The organism is Candidatus Afararchaeum irisae, from assembly GCA_034190545.1.
Taxonomy (GTDB): Archaea; Halobacteriota; Halobacteria; order Halobacteriales; family Afararchaeaceae; genus Afararchaeum; species Afararchaeum irisae.
In genome coordinates this window covers 1-14,959 of sequence record JAXIOF010000050.1, presented here as the reverse complement: position 1 = coordinate 14,959, position 14,959 = coordinate 1, and the positions used below count along the sequence as shown (strand labels likewise).

General features: G+C 55.9%; 21 protein-coding genes. 6 read left to right on the top strand and 15 right to left on the bottom strand.

Features of this window, described 5'->3' with window-relative positions; genetic code table 11:
- Window positions 1-169: 169 nt before the first annotated feature.
- Both SV253_06860 and SV253_06855 read right to left on the bottom strand, forming a co-directional pair.
- Window positions 170-685 carry a GNAT family N-acetyltransferase gene (locus SV253_06860; GenBank protein ID MDY6775781.1) on the bottom strand — a complete coding sequence of 172 codons (516 nt, stop codon included), beginning with the start codon at window positions 683-685 and terminating at the stop codon, window positions 170-172.
- 50 nt (window positions 686-735) lie between these two features.
- On the bottom strand, window positions 736-882 hold the full coding sequence (locus SV253_06855) for a zinc ribbon domain-containing protein (GenBank protein ID MDY6775780.1): 147 nt from the start codon (window positions 880-882) through the stop codon (window positions 736-738).
- Window positions 883-1,045: 163 nt separating this feature from the next.
- On the opposite strand from SV253_06855, the gene SV253_06850 reads away from it, so the two are divergent.
- Both SV253_06850 and hmgA read left to right on the top strand, forming a co-directional pair.
- Window positions 1,046-1,528, top strand: a complete 483-nt coding sequence (locus SV253_06850; GenBank protein MDY6775779.1) for a phosphopantetheine adenylyltransferase — start codon at window positions 1,046-1,048, stop codon at window positions 1,526-1,528.
- A complete protein-coding gene (gene hmgA / locus SV253_06845) occupies window positions 1,525-2,739 on the top strand; it encodes a hydroxymethylglutaryl-CoA reductase (NADPH) (protein MDY6775778.1) in 1,215 nt (404 codons plus the stop codon). The genes SV253_06850 and hmgA overlap by 4 nt, the downstream gene beginning before the upstream one ends.
- Here the strand turns inward: hmgA and SV253_06840 are convergent, their stop codons facing one another.
- The 10 genes from SV253_06840 to SV253_06795 form a co-directional block, all read right to left on the bottom strand.
- Entirely contained in the window at window positions 2,740-2,862 is a 123-nt protein-coding gene (locus SV253_06840) for a hypothetical protein (protein MDY6775777.1), read from the bottom strand.
- The gene (locus tag SV253_06835; GenBank protein MDY6775776.1) at window positions 2,862-3,311 is read right to left on the bottom strand and encodes an Hsp20/alpha crystallin family protein; all 450 of its coding nucleotides are present in this window, start codon (window positions 3,309-3,311) and stop codon (window positions 2,862-2,864) included. The genes SV253_06840 and SV253_06835 overlap by 1 nt, the downstream gene beginning before the upstream one ends.
- A gap of 53 nt (window positions 3,312-3,364) precedes the next feature.
- The gene (locus tag SV253_06830) at window positions 3,365-3,805 is read right to left on the bottom strand and encodes a carboxymuconolactone decarboxylase family protein (protein MDY6775775.1); all 441 of its coding nucleotides are present in this window, start codon (window positions 3,803-3,805) and stop codon (window positions 3,365-3,367) included.
- A gap of 42 nt (window positions 3,806-3,847) precedes the next feature.
- The gene (locus SV253_06825; protein MDY6775774.1) at window positions 3,848-4,306 is read right to left on the bottom strand and encodes a DUF2240 family protein; all 459 of its coding nucleotides are present in this window, start codon (window positions 4,304-4,306) and stop codon (window positions 3,848-3,850) included.
- Between the two features lie 43 nt (window positions 4,307-4,349).
- Window positions 4,350-4,829 (bottom strand): hypothetical protein, encoded by a 480-nt coding sequence (locus tag SV253_06820; protein ID MDY6775773.1) that lies wholly within the window; start codon window positions 4,827-4,829, stop codon window positions 4,350-4,352.
- Between the two features lie 56 nt (window positions 4,830-4,885).
- Window positions 4,886-5,131, bottom strand: coding sequence for a hypothetical protein (locus SV253_06815; protein ID MDY6775772.1), 246 nt, complete (start codon window positions 5,129-5,131; stop codon window positions 4,886-4,888).
- 142 nt (window positions 5,132-5,273) lie between these two features.
- Complete coding sequence (locus SV253_06810; protein ID MDY6775771.1) at window positions 5,274-5,732, bottom strand: hypothetical protein; 459 nt, start codon at window positions 5,730-5,732, stop codon at window positions 5,274-5,276.
- A gap of 22 nt (window positions 5,733-5,754) precedes the next feature.
- Window positions 5,755-7,812 carry an NAD-dependent DNA ligase LigA gene (gene ligA, locus SV253_06805; GenBank protein ID MDY6775770.1) on the bottom strand — a complete coding sequence of 686 codons (2,058 nt, stop codon included), beginning with the start codon at window positions 7,810-7,812 and terminating at the stop codon, window positions 5,755-5,757.
- The gene (gene polX, locus SV253_06800; protein ID MDY6775769.1) at window positions 7,805-9,529 is read right to left on the bottom strand and encodes a DNA polymerase/3'-5' exonuclease PolX; all 1,725 of its coding nucleotides are present in this window, start codon (window positions 9,527-9,529) and stop codon (window positions 7,805-7,807) included. Before polX ends, ligA begins: the two co-directional genes overlap by 8 nt.
- A 30-nt stretch (window positions 9,530-9,559) precedes the next feature.
- The gene (locus SV253_06795; GenBank protein ID MDY6775768.1) at window positions 9,560-10,303 is read right to left on the bottom strand and encodes a helix-turn-helix domain-containing protein; all 744 of its coding nucleotides are present in this window, start codon (window positions 10,301-10,303) and stop codon (window positions 9,560-9,562) included.
- Window positions 10,304-10,394: 91 nt separating this feature from the next.
- On the opposite strand from SV253_06795, the gene SV253_06790 reads away from it, so the two are divergent.
- Genes SV253_06790 through SV253_06780 form a run of 3 tightly spaced genes read left to right on the top strand, consistent with a single transcriptional unit; the run spans window position 10,395 to window position 12,031 of the window.
- On the top strand, window positions 10,395-11,621 hold the full coding sequence (locus tag SV253_06790; GenBank protein MDY6775767.1) for an MFS transporter: 1,227 nt from the start codon (window positions 10,395-10,397) through the stop codon (window positions 11,619-11,621).
- Between the two features lie 54 nt (window positions 11,622-11,675).
- Window positions 11,676-11,834: a hypothetical protein gene (locus SV253_06785; GenBank protein ID MDY6775766.1), complete on the top strand. Its 159-nt coding sequence runs from the start codon at window positions 11,676-11,678 to the stop codon at window positions 11,832-11,834.
- 38 nt (window positions 11,835-11,872) lie between these two features.
- Entirely contained in the window at window positions 11,873-12,031 is a 159-nt protein-coding gene (locus SV253_06780) for a preprotein translocase subunit Sec61beta (protein MDY6775765.1), read from the top strand.
- 76 nt (window positions 12,032-12,107) lie between these two features.
- Here SV253_06780 and SV253_06775 read toward each other — a convergent pair whose 3' ends face one another.
- From SV253_06775 to SV253_06765, 3 genes are all read right to left on the bottom strand, one after another.
- On the bottom strand, window positions 12,108-12,737 hold the full coding sequence (locus SV253_06775) for an archaellin/type IV pilin N-terminal domain-containing protein (GenBank protein MDY6775764.1): 630 nt from the start codon (window positions 12,735-12,737) through the stop codon (window positions 12,108-12,110).
- 209 nt (window positions 12,738-12,946) lie between these two features.
- Window positions 12,947-13,576 carry an archaellin/type IV pilin N-terminal domain-containing protein gene (locus SV253_06770; protein ID MDY6775763.1) on the bottom strand — a complete coding sequence of 210 codons (630 nt, stop codon included), beginning with the start codon at window positions 13,574-13,576 and terminating at the stop codon, window positions 12,947-12,949.
- Between the two features lie 110 nt (window positions 13,577-13,686).
- The gene (locus SV253_06765; GenBank protein MDY6775762.1) at window positions 13,687-14,061 is read right to left on the bottom strand and encodes a cytochrome c maturation protein CcmE; all 375 of its coding nucleotides are present in this window, start codon (window positions 14,059-14,061) and stop codon (window positions 13,687-13,689) included.
- A gap of 106 nt (window positions 14,062-14,167) precedes the next feature.
- Here SV253_06765 and SV253_06760 point away from each other — a divergent pair, with 106 nt between their 5' ends.
- Window positions 14,168-14,938, top strand: a complete 771-nt coding sequence (locus SV253_06760) for a PAS domain S-box protein (protein MDY6775761.1) — start codon at window positions 14,168-14,170, stop codon at window positions 14,936-14,938.
- Window positions 14,939-14,959 lie beyond the last annotated feature (21 nt).

Sequence of the window (14,959 nt, the reverse complement as noted above, 5' to 3'; positions counted from 1 at the left end):
TCATCGAGTTCTGCCGCGAAAACCTCGCCTCCTACAAGATTATCAAGGACGCCGAGTTCGTCGACTCACTCCCCACGACCGCGACGGGTAAGGTACAGAAGTACGAGCTACGTGAGAGGGAGTGGGAGGACGAAGACCGTATGGTCGGTCAGGGATAGCTACTGTACTGTCAACTTTCGAGGAGTAGGACGACGAAGTCGTTCTCACATCCCTCGGGCGGGCTCCAGTGTCTCTCTACTAGCTCTGGCTGAACCCCGAGGTTCTCGAAGCCGTTCTTCTCGTAGAACTCGACAGCCCACGGTGCGTCCTTCCAAGTTACTGTGTAGACGTCCCTGTTGGGATTAGAGTCGAGACAGTGTCTGAGGAGGCTTGTTCCTATTCCCTGTCTCTGAAAGTCGGGGACTACGTAGAGACGTCTCACGGCTACGAAGGACTGGCTGTTCTCGATCTCCTGAACCCCTATGACACCGACGAGATCTGAGTCGAGGAAGTAGCCCCTGTATACGACGCCCTCCTCGATGTCTTCCCTGACGTCTTCTCGGGTCATATAGGGTCGGCTGTAACATCTCTCCGGCAGTGTGCCGTAGTAGACCTCAGCGGCTGAGTTAGTTACTTCACAGATACAGCCTATGTAGCTCTCGTCGAGTGGTCTTATTCTGTCTCCAGCGTTCTCTTCATCACTCATCTACTTCTCGGATAGAGGTGAGCGAGCCTTGAAATACTCTTGGAGAGTAGCTATACGGAGTCGAAGTCGTCCTCGGAAACGTCCTCTCGACAGACGGGACAGCCGTCACGGAGAAGTGTCTGTTTCATCTCGGCGTTGACAGCGACCGACTCTCCACAGCCCGAGCAGTCGAAGACGTACTCCGTGAGTACCTTCATGCGCCTCAGTAGGGGGTGGCAGACACAATAAGACAGTCCCCCAGTTTAGAGGAGTATGAAGAGAAGGAACAGAAGAGAGGGGATAGGAAGCCGAGTTCGCGCCGACCACAGCACGAGCATGTATACCGATACCATAATACGTAATCCGTTTCTAACACCGTGTATGCGCGTTGCTGTAGGCGGGACTTTCGATCCTGTACACGACGGACATTACTCTCTGCTGAAGAAGGCTTTCGAACTCGGCGACGAGGGAGTAGTAGTCGGACTCACAAGCGACGACCTCGCCCCGAAGACACGTGATGAGGAACGCAGGATAAGATCCTTCGAGGAGAGGAAAGAAGGTCTCGTAGAGGCGATAGAAGAGGTCAACGAGTGGAGCCGCGACTACGAGGTCGACAAGCTCGAAGATCCGTTCGGGATAGCGAGCGAAGATCCCTCGTTTGACTGCATAGTCGTCTCACCCGAGACTCAAAAGGGAGCCGAGAAGATAAACGAGATAAGACAGGAGAACGGGATGGAGACTCTCGACATAGTCGTAGTTCCGTACATAGCCGCCGAGGACGGCGATCCGATATCGTCGACGAGGGTAGTCAAGGGAGAGATAGACAAACACGGCAACGTGAAGGAGGAAGAGACCCGAGGATGAAAGACTCAGGGCTATACGACAGGGTTGTCGACGGTGACGTCCCTCTATACGCAGTCGAGGACGAGGCTGAGTCGGCGGACGAGGCGGTCGAAGTCAGGAGAAAGGTCATAGAGGAAGAGACAGGGGCTTCGCTCGCGAACGTCGGAGAGTACGTCTTCGACGCCGAGACTGCCACCGACAAGAACGTCGAGAACATGGTCGGCGGAATACAGATACCACTCGGCGTCGCGGGTCCACTCAGAGTCGACGGCGAGTACGCGTCGGGAGAGTACTACGTCCCTATGGCGACGACGGAGGGGGCTCTCGTCGCGTCGACAAACAGGGGCGCGTCGGCTGCGACCGAGTCCGGCGGTGTGAGTTCACGTCTCTTCAAGGACTCGATGACACGCGCGCCCGTTTTCCGTGTAGAGGGAGTCGAACACGCCAAGGAGGTCGTCGACTGGCTCTCCGAGAGCTTCGAGACGGTCAAGACAGCCGCCGAGGAGACCACGAGCCACGGCGAGTTGGTCGCCGCAGACCCCTACGTCGCTGGCGACAGCCTCTATCTGCGTCTGAGCTACGACACCAAGGACGCTATGGGAATGAACATGGCTACCGTCGCGAGCCGTGCCGTCTCGGAGGTCGTCGAGGAAGAGACAGGCGCGAGTCTTATCGCGCTATCGGGCAATATGTGTACCGACAAGAAGCCCGCAGCGATAAACCAGATAGAGGGGCGCGGAAGAACAGTAAGTGCCGACGTCGAGATGGAGAGGTCGACCGTCGAGAACGTCCTCAACACGACCCCTGAGAACGTAGCCGAGGTCAACTCGAGAAAGACACTCGTCGGAAGCGCGAGGGCGGGATCGTTCGGATTCAACGCCCACGTCTCGAACGTCCTCTCAGCCGTCTATATCGCCACGGGACAGGATCCCGCACAGGTCGTCGAGGGATCGATGGCTACGACGACTGCGTCTGTCAAGGACGGCGACCTCTACTTCAGCGTGACCCTCCCCGCCGTAGAGGTCGGTACAGTCGGCGGTGGTACCTCGCTTGAGACACAGAACGAGGCTCTGTCTATCCTGGGCGTAGAAGGCGGGGGCGATCCTCCGGGTGGAAACGCGAGGGCGTTCGCCGAGATAATAGGAGGTGCCGCAGTCGCGGGCGAGCTAAGCCTACACGCCGCGCTTGCTTCACGCCATCTCTCGGAGTCACACGAGAAACTAGGGCGTTAACTAACTAGCTACGTGAGGAGTGAAGTCCTCGATTATCCACTCGTTGAGTGTCTTCTTGAGATCCCTGCGTTCCTCAGGAGACAGGTCTTCTCTCGGATCAGGTAGGTATTCGTAATCTCCCATTACTCTATGTCTATCTCCTTTCCTCTTATGTCTTCTTCCTTCTCGAGGGTCGTTTCGAGAACCCCGTTTCGGTAGGTCGCCTCCGCGGTGTCGGGGTCAACCCTCTCGGGAAGCTGTACTGTCGTGTCGTAGTTCCTGTCGTCGGTCGATGCACGTATCCTGAGACTTTCATCGGTTCCACTGAGACTGATGTCGTCCTTTCTGACACCCGGGAGATCCGCTACGACCCTCACGGAGTCGTCGTCGTCGAACACCTCGACACGGGGTGAGGTCTCGGTGTCTGTGCCGGAGGGCTCCTCGCGCGAGACATCAGTCGTAGCTCTCTCACGCAGGTCATCGGGCGTGAGACCGAAGCTGTATGCCCTCATCTCCGAGTTCTCGTCGGCGAGCTGCCTCATCATCCTGTTTATCTCCTCGAAGATCTCGTCAAACGGGTTTCTTCTTGTCATCTCAACCACTCCTTAACTTTGAGTTAGTGACGCAGATACAAAAGGATTTCCCGCTAAGCCATCTCGTCGACAGCCTTCTCGACCAACTGGTAGTACATCAGCGCGGGACCTCCACCCATCAGAACAGCCATCCATCCCGCCTCTCTGATCTCGTCGGGGATCGCGCCCTCCTCGACGGCGTTCTTGACGTGGTAAGCTATGCACCATTTACAGTGAGTCACGACCGAGAGCGAGACGGCTGTAAGCTCTTTGTGTTTCGTACTGAGCGCGCCCTCAGTCTCGACCTCGCCGAGGAACTCTCCGAAAGCCGCCATCTCGTCGGGGGAGGTCTCACCGAACTTGGCGAGTGACTCGGAGACCTGGGAGTAGAGGTCTTCCATGTCAGGTAGCTCACGTCCCTGTCTTTCGAGATCCTCGACCGTCTCGATGAGATCCTCGATAGTCGTCTCATCTCCGTCTCGGTCACCGCCGTCGGAATGGCTGTCAGATGCCATAGGAACCACCTTCGTATTCAGGCGTCTTGTTTCTTTCGCGGTTTACGACGGGACGAGGTCGCCAAGGGCATCGTCTATTAGGTCGTCTACGTCGACGCCTTTTGTCTCGGCAACATAGAGCGCGGCTGCGTGTATGTTGACCGCCCCGAGTCGGCGTTTCGACGTGTTTATCTCGGCGACGGTCTCACGTTTGTCGAATCCCTCGGCTACGACTCTGTCGAGAACGACGTCGAATACTTCGGGACTTCGGACGAGTCTTTCGGCGTCAGGCGGCGAGAAATCGGTGAGGTCGACCTTGGAGTAGTCGAACTCGGCTTCTACCTCGTCCTCGTCGTCAACAGTTACGAGGTCTCTCTCGGCGGCGGCTTCGAGTATCTCCTCTGCACCGTCGGGACTGTACCAGTCCTTGTCACGTGAGAGCGAGAAGACGAACTCGACGTGTGACACAGTGTCGGTGTCCCTCATACTGAAGGGAGCCGAGACGACTTTGCGGAGGCTCATAGCCGTAAGTCGGGGTGGCGAGACAAGTCGTTAACGGTGTGGATCAGTAGCCACCCGGGAGGGCGAGTACGACTGCGACTAAGAAGAGCGGGAGGCTCATCACGGTGCCGTACCAGAGACCGCCCGCGCCGAGGAGGAGCCACGTCGTGACACGTCGGTCGTCCAGCCGGTCGTAGTCGTAGTCGTAGCCTAAACGTGGGAGAACGAGTAGTGCCACAGACGGAAAGCCGACAGCATAGAGTAAGGTCACGACGACCGAGAGGCTGATTATCGCGTTCGAGTACGTCGCTGTGCCCGTCGGGTCGAGAACGAAGACAGCACCGAGTCCGAGTAAGTAAGGAAGAGAAGCCACGACACAGAAGACGGGGTAGGCGACGTAGGAGGAGACGGGAGAACTGTCGAAGAGAGAACGCACTCGGTCGGAGACCAGAAACGGAGACCAGAGGACTCCCGCGACTAAGCCGGGTAGGACGAGGTAGACGACGAGAGCCGCGGCTCCGGTTATCCATTCGACGGCTGACATCATAGATAAGAGACACGCGGGGTACAACGTACTTTGGGTCACGGTCACAGTCACAGTCACAGAAGACCAAGTATGTTTCCGAGGAAGACGACATAGAGAAGTAGGAGAGTGGCACCCTCCCATCTGTTTATGTTTCTGTTCTGTGTGGTGAAGAAGTAGAGGAGGGTCGCGAGAACCATAGACGGAACCCCGAAGCTACGGAGAGTACCGGGGACTACTATCTCTCCGAGAAGACTGGGGACTCCGAGTACAGCCGTCGAGTTGAATACGTCGGAACTCTTGATGAGAACCGAGAGACTCAAGACGAAGACAACTACGTAGAAGACGAGACCCGCCTGAGAGACCGCGGATACGGTTACAGGTGACAGGTGACGAGATAGATGGAGGTAATAACGTCATCCATACGGATATCAGTCTCCGGGGACTTATACTGTCGGGCGCGTCTCAGCGGATCATCTTCCATCCGGCGTCTTCGGCGGCTTCGTCTACGTCGACGTACTCCCATCCCGCCTTCTCGGCTACGACCTCGTCCCTCCTCGAAGCTCCGACGAAGACGTATCTCTCGGCGTCGTACATCTCGCTCTCCATAGCGCGTTCGAGTGCGCCGAGCTTGCCGTCGTCGGGCGCGGGGAAGAAGTCGGGGTCTATCCTGTTTTTGGTACAGTAGCCGTTTATGACGTGTTGTGGGCTCGTTCCTATCACGCCGACGTACTTCGCCCACGTGTTTATCGACTCGAAAGCCTCACGCGGTCTCTCGAAGCTCTTGAGGACGGAGTCGAAGTCGAGCGCGACGGCTATTCTCTCGTCAGAGCCTCGTATCGAGGTGTTCTGGGTCTCGGAGTCGTCCTGGTCGTGGTCGTGGTCGTGGTCGTGATCACGGTCGTGACCTTCAGGGGTAGCCATACGTTAGAGATGTGTCTCGGGACTATGAGGCTTGTTCAATTCTGCGAAGAAGCCTCTCCTCGAACTCGTCCTCGTCGACTGTCTCGACGCCGTGTTCGTCGGCAGCCTGAGTCTTCGTCTCTCCCGGGTTCTCTCCGACGACGAGGTAGTCTGTCTCTCCGCTCACCGAAGAGGTCACGTCGCCGCCGTGTGACTCGACGAGATCCGTAGCCTCGTCACGCGTGTAGGAGTCGAGACTCCCCGTGAAGACTATCTTGAGACCCTCTAGCTCGTCGCTCGTCTCACGTCTCTCGGGCTCTACGCCTGCGTCGAGGAGTTCGTCGACTAAGTCGCCGCCTCTTCCGTCGAAGAACGAATGTATGCTCTCTGCTGTCTCGTCGCCGATGCCGTCGACACGTCTCAGATCGTCTACAGAAGCATCTCTGATCTCTTCGAGGTTCATCTCGTCGGCGAGACGGCGTGCTGTCTCGGAGCCGACGTGTCTTATGCCGAGCCCGGTGAGGAGACTCGCCAGGTCGGTGTTTTTGGTCTCCTCTATCTGATTCAGTAGCTTCTCAGCTGACTTCTCGCCGAAGCCCTCCAGACTGACGAGGTCGTGCTTTTCGAGACGGTAGATGTCGGAGACCTCCTCGACGAGTCCCTCGTCGACGAGAACTGAAGCGATCTTCTCGCCGAGACCTTCTATATCCATCGCGTCCTTCGACGCGAAATGTTCGAGACCACGTCTAAGCTGGGCGGGGCACGAGACTCCTCCCGTACAGTAGTGGTACTCGCCCTCACGCACGACGTCGCTTCCACAGACGGGGCATTCTTCGGGCATCTCGAAGACTCCTTCGCCTTCGTGTGTTACCTCGACGACCTCGGGGATTACGTCACCCGCTCTCTCGATACGTACCTTAGCACCCTCTGAGACGCCGAGTTGGCGAGCCTGTGACTCGTTGTGGAGGGTCGCACGGCTGATAGTCACGCCCTTGACGTCTACGGGTTCGAGGAGAGCAACGGGGGTGAGCTTGCCCGTCCTGCCGACCTGTACGACTATCCTCTCGACGGCTGTCTCTCCCGTCTTCGCGGGGAACTTGTAGGCGAACGCCCATCTCGGATGGCTCGAAGTAACGCCGAGATCGTCTCTCTTCGAGTAGTCGTTGACCTTCGCGACGACTCCGTCTACGTCGTAGTTGAGGTCACCGCGTCTTTCGAGAATCTCGTCCCTGTACTCGACGAAGCCGTCTATGTCGTCGACTATCCGTCTGTTGGGACTAGTCTCGAATCCGAGTTGACTCAGGAACTCCATCGCCTCGTCGTGTGTCTCGAAAGACGAGTCGGAAGAGTCGAGGACTCCATAGAAGAAGACACCGAGTGGTCTGTCGGCGACGACACGCGGATCTAGCTGTCTCACGGTTCCCGCGGCGGCGTTTCTCGGGTTAGCGAAGGTCTCTTTCCCCTCCTGAATCCTCTCCTCGTTGAGACTCTGGAAGCCGTCTTTCGGCATGTATATCTCGCCTCTCACTGAGAGAAAGTTGGGAGCGTTGGAGGGAAGTGAGAGAGGGACTGAACGTATAGTTCTGACGTTCTGGGTTATGTCGTCGCCCTCGACACCGTCTCCACGTGTGACCGCCCTTGAGTACTCGGCATCCTCGTATACGACCTCGACAGAGAGACCGTCGAACTTGGGCTCACAGTCGTACTCGACGTCGCCGACCCCCCGTCTTACCCTCTCGTCGAACTCCCTCACATCTTCCTCGTTCTCCGACGAGGACAGGCTGAGCATCTCGGAGACGTGTTCGACCGTCTCGAACTCGTCGACTGGCTCGCCTCCGACTCTCTGAGTCGGCGAGTTCTGTGTAGCTAAGCCGAACTCGTCCTCGAGATCTTCGAGTCGCGCGTAAAGCTCGTCGTACGCCCTATCGGAGATGACGGGATCGTTCTCGACGTAGTAACGGTAGTCGTGGTAACGTAGTGCCTCACGCAGGAGACGAGCCTGTTTCTCCGCTTCCTCACGTGTCAGGTCATCGACCGGATCGAAGCCGAGGTCGGGGCTCTCAACGTACGGGTTCTCGTCGGTGTCGGGTTTCTCAGTCATCGGTCTCGAAGTAAGACAGGAGTCCGTCTAAGTCCCTCGTGTTGAGGACGTCGTCGGGCTCACACCATCCTCTCCGTGCCTGTGAGACACCCAAGTGGATGTAGTCGAGCGCGGAGGTCGAGTGTGCGTCGGTCGAGACGACGTACTTGACCTCGTCCCTGTACTCCTTGACGTGGTTCCACGGCAGGTCGAGCCTCGCAGGCTGTGAGTTGATTTCGAGTGCGACGTTCTCGTCGGCGGCTTTAGCCACGACAGCGTCGAGGTCTAAGTCGAGGGGTTCACGTTCGTTTATCTTTCTGTTGAGTGGATGTGCGAGTATGTCGACGGGGTACTCCTCGACTGCCGACACGATCCTCTCGGTCGGGCTATCGGGTCTCGAATGTAACGCCGCGACGAGGATGTCAAACATCTCACACGTCTCCTCCGAGATGTCGAGACCGCCATCTACTATGTTAGCCTCGGCTCCGAAGAGAACCTCGACGTCGATCTCGTCGTCGGCGTTGACCTCCTCAATCTCGTCTCTCTGTTCCTCGAACTCCTCCTTCGAAGACGGTCCATCCGCGACCCGAAGGGCAGGACCGTGGTCTGTCACGAGTAGGTAGTCGTGTCCTATCTTGTCGGCTTTCTGTGCCATCTCTCGTACCGTGTTAGAGCCGTCGGAGTACTCTGTGTGGGTCTGGAGGTCGCCTCTTATGTCGTCGACTTCGACGAGGTCAGGTAGATCTCCGTTACGCGCCGCGTCGACCTCGCCGGTGTCCTCTCTGAGTTCGGGGGGTATGTAGTCGAGTCCGAGAGCCTCGTAGATCTCCTCCTCTGTCTCTCCTGCTATCCTGTCGCCCTCCTCGGGCTCAGAGTCGTCTTCAACGTCGAACAGCCCGTACTCGTTGAGCTTCCAGTCCTTCTCGATAGCGATGTTTCTGACCCTTATGTTGTGATCCTTCGATCCCGTGAAGTACTGGAGCGCGGAGCCGTAAGCGTCTTCTGCGACTATACGCAGATCCACTCGTAGTCCTCCCGAGACTATGACCGAGGACTTAGTCTCCCCCTTCGTGAGTACCTCATTTACGTCCCGCATATCACAGAAAGACTCCATCGCCTCGTCGGGGTCTTCGGAGGTTCCGAGGACATCGACGTCTCCAACAGTAGGACGCCGTCTCCTGAAAGAGCCGACCACGGTCGCCGTGTCTATGCTCTCGAACCCCTCGACAGTCTCACGTATGTCCTGTGTGATCGGGAAAGCCTCGCCGAGGAGCATCCTCTCCTGACTTTTTCTGGCTAACCCTATGCCTTCGAGTATCTTCTCCTGTGTCTTCTCGCCGTATCCCTCTAAGCCGGCTATCTCATCCGACTCCGCGGCTTCTTCGAGGTCGTCGAGGTCGGTCACGCCGAGTTCGATGTAGAGATCCTTTGCGGTCTTCGGACCCACTCCCTCGACCGATGTGACTGCGTCTACGTCGACGGGTAGCTCTCTCTTGAGATCCTCGTAGTAGCCGAGTTCGCCGGTTTCGAGATACTCAGAGACCTTCTCGGCTATCGACTCGCCGACTCCGTCTATCTCCTGTAGTTCGCCCCTTTCGTGTACCTCGTCTATTCCCTCCGAGAGTGACTCGATGTTACGTGCGGCGCGCCGGTAGGCTCTCGGCTTCCACTCGACCTCCTTCATCTCAAGCAGATCTGCTATCTCGTAGAGAAGATCCGCGACTTCCTTGTTCCGCATACCTCGGATTCACGGCGTCGCGTCTAAAGCTTAATGCCGGTGAGAGCTCTCAGCCTTCCGCAGACACGTCTCGGAGGAAGAGTCGACCTCAGACACGACCCGAAGTATCTCGCCAGCGTTCGATATAAGCGTGTTCTCCGCCTTACGCAGATGCTCCTCGTAGGTCGATCTCGCAACATCTGTCCTCTCCGAGAGATCGGCTACGGAGGAGTTGCGGGGCTCGTCGTAGTAGCCGTTGTCGAGTGCGATCCGGAGGGCTTCGAGCTGTCTGGGTGTTATGTCGTCGACGAGCGTCTCGGCTGTCACCGTGGTGTAGGGCATCCGTCTCTCACGGAGGGATGTCTTAGAGATTACCTCTATCTCTCTGTCCTCATCGAGATCTCTGAGTAGACTCTCGACGTCGCCCTCGTCGAACGCCGTGACGGTGTAATGCTCCCATCCCTGTCGGTAGACCGTGGGAGGCATATAGAGACAGCTGTGATCCTCAAGCTCCTGTATAACCGAGTCCTCAAGAGGGCAGCTACACGATCTCGCCACAACCCGGATACCGGAGCCGTCATCCGACTCCGACGTGTGGAGTATCTCGCCCATGGAGCCGACCTCGTCGACGACGTCATCGGACGAGGCAGACTCCGAAGAAGTCGGAGAGGTGACTTCGAGAGCCTGACAGTCGTCGAGATGCCACTCACGAACTGTGAGATCGGGATACTGCTCTGATAGCTCACGGTAGGGACAGTCGTGTCTCAGCTTGAACGAAGCCTCGTAGATCGGCATATCATATACGGCTTATGTCGCGGAGGATGTTAAAGCCGGCTATAACCGGCAGTACCTATATGGATAAGCGAGTGGTAGGATACGTCGACGTATGACAGAGTACAGACAGGGAATACGCGAGAACTCGTGGCAGTTTGCTCTACAGCTTCTTACCGTCTTCGCGGTGGGTCTCACGATAGGCTCCGAGAGGAACGTGGTTCCTATCATAGGACGTGACATCCTCTCAGTCGAGTCGTTCCTCGTGATAGGATCGTTCGTCGTCTCTTTCGGATTCGTGAAGGCGATACTCAACCTCTACGGTGGGAAATGGGCGGAGGAGTACGGGCGCAAGCCTATACTCATAGCGGGCTGGATCGTGGCTCTTCCGATTCCGATCATAATAATACTCGCTCCCAACTGGTGGTGGATAACCGTCGGAAACGTCCTCCTCGGGATAAACCAGGGACTCTCGTGGAGTATGTCGGTCAACGCCAAGATAGACTTAGCAGGTAGCGAGAGACGTGGCTTGGCGGTCGGACTCGACGAGGCACTCGGATACGGAGGGGTCGCGGTCGGAAGCTGGATCACGGGTGTCATAGCTTCGAGATACAGTCTCCGACCAGAGCCGTTCTACTTCCTCTTGGGCGTCATAGTCGTCGGACTCGTGATAGCCGTCCTCTTCGTGGAGGAGACATTACCGTACGCCGAGTCGGAAGCCGCCGACTCTGACGACGAAGGCTCCGATCTCCCCTTCATAGAGATACTCAAGAGAGCGACCTACGGAGACGCCACACTCTTCGCGGCGTCACAGGCGGGGAGTGTCGAGAAGTTCGTCGACGCACTCGTCTGGATAGCCTACCCGCTCTACCTCACGTCTGAGGGACTCAATCCCGCACAGGTAGGAGTCGTCGTCGGTGTCTACGGCGGCGTCTGGGGCGTCCTACAGATCTACACCGGAAAGCTCGCCGACGACATAGGCAGGAAGCCCCCCGTCGTCTCGGGGATGTTCGTAGCGGGAGCCGGCGTGCTTCTAACTATACTCGTCTCGGGATACTACGAGTGGACAGCCGCCGCCGGGGTTACCGGAGTAGGAATGGCTCTCCTATACCCCAACCTCATCACTGTCGTGAGCGACGACGCACATCCAAGCTGGCGCGCTACGGGTCTCGGAGTCTACCGTATGTGGCGCGATGCGGGATACGGCTTCGGAGCTATACTCATAGGCGTCGCAGTCGACGTCTTCAGCATCGACGCGGCGTTCTACCTCGTCGCAGTCTCGATGTTCGTCTCTGGGGGTATCACTTTAATCTGGATGCGTGAGACACATCCCGACATGTAACGTGACCTACCTAACGCCCCACTCTTTATTATTGTCCGAGTCTTAACTCGGTCTATGAGTGTATCGAGCATCTGTTACATATGCGAAGACCCCGCGACACAGACGTGCAACTCGTGCGGGCAGCCTGTCTGTGACGAACATTTCGTGGCGTCGGAGAACCTGTGTGTCGAATGCGCCGAAGACCTCGACCCCAGCGAGCACAGAACGTATTAACCAAAAGAGGTTTTAGACTCCAAGTTGGATCTAAGAACATGTCATCGTCAGACTCCGGACTCATGTCCTCGGCGGGACTCGTACGTTACTTCGAGTCCGAGGATCAGAGAGCCATAAACATAGATCCCAAGACAGTAGTCGCAGGCGGCATAGCTATAGGAGTTCTAGTTCAGGTTCTTAATATCGCTTACCTTTAAGAAAGTAGTTTTTAAGCGTCTGACTTCTTCTTCAGCTGCGCTTTTTATTAGACAGAACTAAAAAAAGATACTCTGTCTATCCTAGCTTAGTCTTCGTCTTACCTGTGAGCGACGACGGAACCACTGCCTGCTGAGTTGTGCCCGAACCGGCAGGCGGGTTTATCTCTATTGTTGCTTCAGCACCCTCAGGAAGTCCATTGTCACCTCTAATGGCACTTGCGTCTATGTGTATCTCAGCCATATCAGCAGGATCATTAAGGACTCCGCTCGTGCTTATAGAGCTGTCGTCACCCGCTTGGAAAGCGTCCTGTATCGGGGTTACGTTATATCTTTCACTACCAGACATACTACTAATATTAGCATCAGTATAAGTGAGCGTCACGACGTTATTGGCATCAGTGTACGTTACTGTGGTATTAGTCAGGTCAATGTTGTTACTACCTGGTTGAAGGCTGACAGTCACGTTAATCCAGTCAACTGTGTTGCTTCCGGTAACGTTACCAACTACACTCTCTACGTTGAGTCCCGTCGCAACCTGTTCTGTACTCTGCTGTCCTGTGCTCTGTGCCTGCTCCTGTAGGAACCCACTCGTGTTGATCAGCACCGCCGCCGCGATGGCTGCAACCAGCACCATCGCTATGAATATGATCAGGGTTCCAATACCTACCTGACCTCTGTCTTCTGCTGTTGTCTTTTGCATTCTCATATTTCCACCGAGGCTAACGCCTCTTGCTGGCTTAAACAAAAGCGATGTTCTATTTAAAGGTAAGCACTCGTTTTTCAGTTCTGATAACGGCGTGAAGCTTTCGAACTATTCCATAATAGGATCTTATCTGTGGTCATTAAGTGCTTATTGAAGACTATGATAGTAAGACTGATTAAAAAGAAAAAGTAGAAGGAATCCTTCTACAGAATCTATCCTAGCTTAGTCTTCGTCTTACCTGTGAGCGACGACGGAACCACTGCCTGCTGAGTTGTGCCCGAACCGGCAGGCGGGTTTATCTCTATTGTTGCTTCAGCACCCTCAGGAAGTCCATTGTCACCTCTAATGGCACTTGCGTCTATGTGTATCTCAGCCATATCAGCAGGATCATTAAGGACTCCGCTCGTGCTTATAGAGCTGTCGTCACCCGCTTGGAAAGCGTCCTGTATCGGGGTTACGTTATATCTTTCACTACCAGACATACTACTAATATTAGCATCAGTATAAGTGAGCGTCACGACGTTATTGGCATCAGTGTACGTTACTGTGGTATTAGTCAGGTCAATGTTGTTACTACCTGGTTGAAGGCTGACAGTCACGTTAATCCAGTCAACTGTGTTGCTTCCGGTAACGTTACCAACTACACTCTCTACGTTGAGTCCCGTCGCAACCTGTTCTGTACTCTGCTGTCCTGTGCTCTGTGCCTGCTCCTGTAGGAACCCACTCGTGTTGATCAGCACCGCCGCCGCGATGGCTGCAACCAGCACCATCGCTATGAATATGATCAGGGTTCCAATACCTACCTGACCTCTGTCTTCTGCTGTTGTCTTTTGCATTCTCATATTTCCACCGAGGCTAACGCCTCTTACTGGCTTAAACAAAAGCGGGGTTCTATTTAAAAGTAAGCACTCGTTTTTCAGTTCTGATAACGGCGAAAAGAGTAATTAATCGGTTACTTCGAGCTTTCGGGTCTATCGGTGCCCTCGTGTGCCCTCACGGAGAGCTTCTGAGCTTCGACTCTGCCGTCCTCGTAGACTCCCTTGGCGACGACTATTCTTCCGTTACCCATCGTCTCCGGAGTAGTGCCGTCGTAAACAACCGGTACGGAGGCGTTCTCGTCGAAGACCTCGAAACGGAGTGTCTCGCCCGAGTCGTTCATAGCGGTGACACGTCCCTCTAAGTTGATACGTTCGCCGTCGAGGTTCTCCTGAGAGACGTCTGTGGGAGTCACGAACCTCGTCGTGATTCCCATCGTGGTCGCGGTCAGAACTAATAGAAGAACCGCCATCCCCGTGCCGCCGAATATGAGCTTCTTTCTACGACGCATCTGTCTTAGACGTCGTAGCCCGGGATCTTTAAGCTTTCGGCTACGTCTCCAGACTCCACAGTTCTTTTAGTATCGAGACCGTAGGCCCAGAAGGAGGTACACACGATTGACGTCTTCTAGCACATCTACAGAAACAGGGACTAGTGTACTCGTAGTCGACACCGACTCCGAGGAGCTCGAAGAGACCGTCTCGTTTCTGAGAGAAAAGACGGATTATGTTACAGAAGAGGCTAAAAACACCGACGAAGCAGCCGAGGCAGCCGGTGAGAGACTCGACTGTGTTGTATCCGCATACGACCTGGGCGAGACTGACGTATTTAGTCTGTACGAGGAGATCAAGTCCGAGACCAGGAAGCCTTATCCACCGATGGTTCTCTTCGTCGAGGACGGATCGGAGGAGGTAGCCTCACGTGCGGTCAACTCCGACGTGATGGGGTACGTCAAGAAGTCCTCGGACGGCTTCTACGAGAAGCTGGTGGAGAGGGTCGAAGACGCCGTCTCAGAACACGCCGACAAGGTGAGGGCTGACAGATACGGAGCCGTCATAGAGGCACTCGGATACCCCGTCTACGTCGTAGACGAGCACGGCGAGTTCTCGTTCGTCAACGACTGTTTCGTCGACCTCACGGGCTACAGCAGTGACGAGATAATCGGGAGTCCGACGTCCCTGATGAAGGACGAGGAGACAGTCGAGGAAGCCGAGAGCCATCTCGGAAGCATACTTTCGAGCGACGGTCCCGACACGGTGCGTTTCGAGGTCGAGATAGAGTCGGCGGACGGCGACACCATCCCGTGTATCGACCACATGGGATACCTGCCTTACGACGGCGAGACCTTCCGCGGGCATCTGTCTTTAGCTAAGTTAGAAACCGCTTGACAATAGCGTCTTATCGAGGCT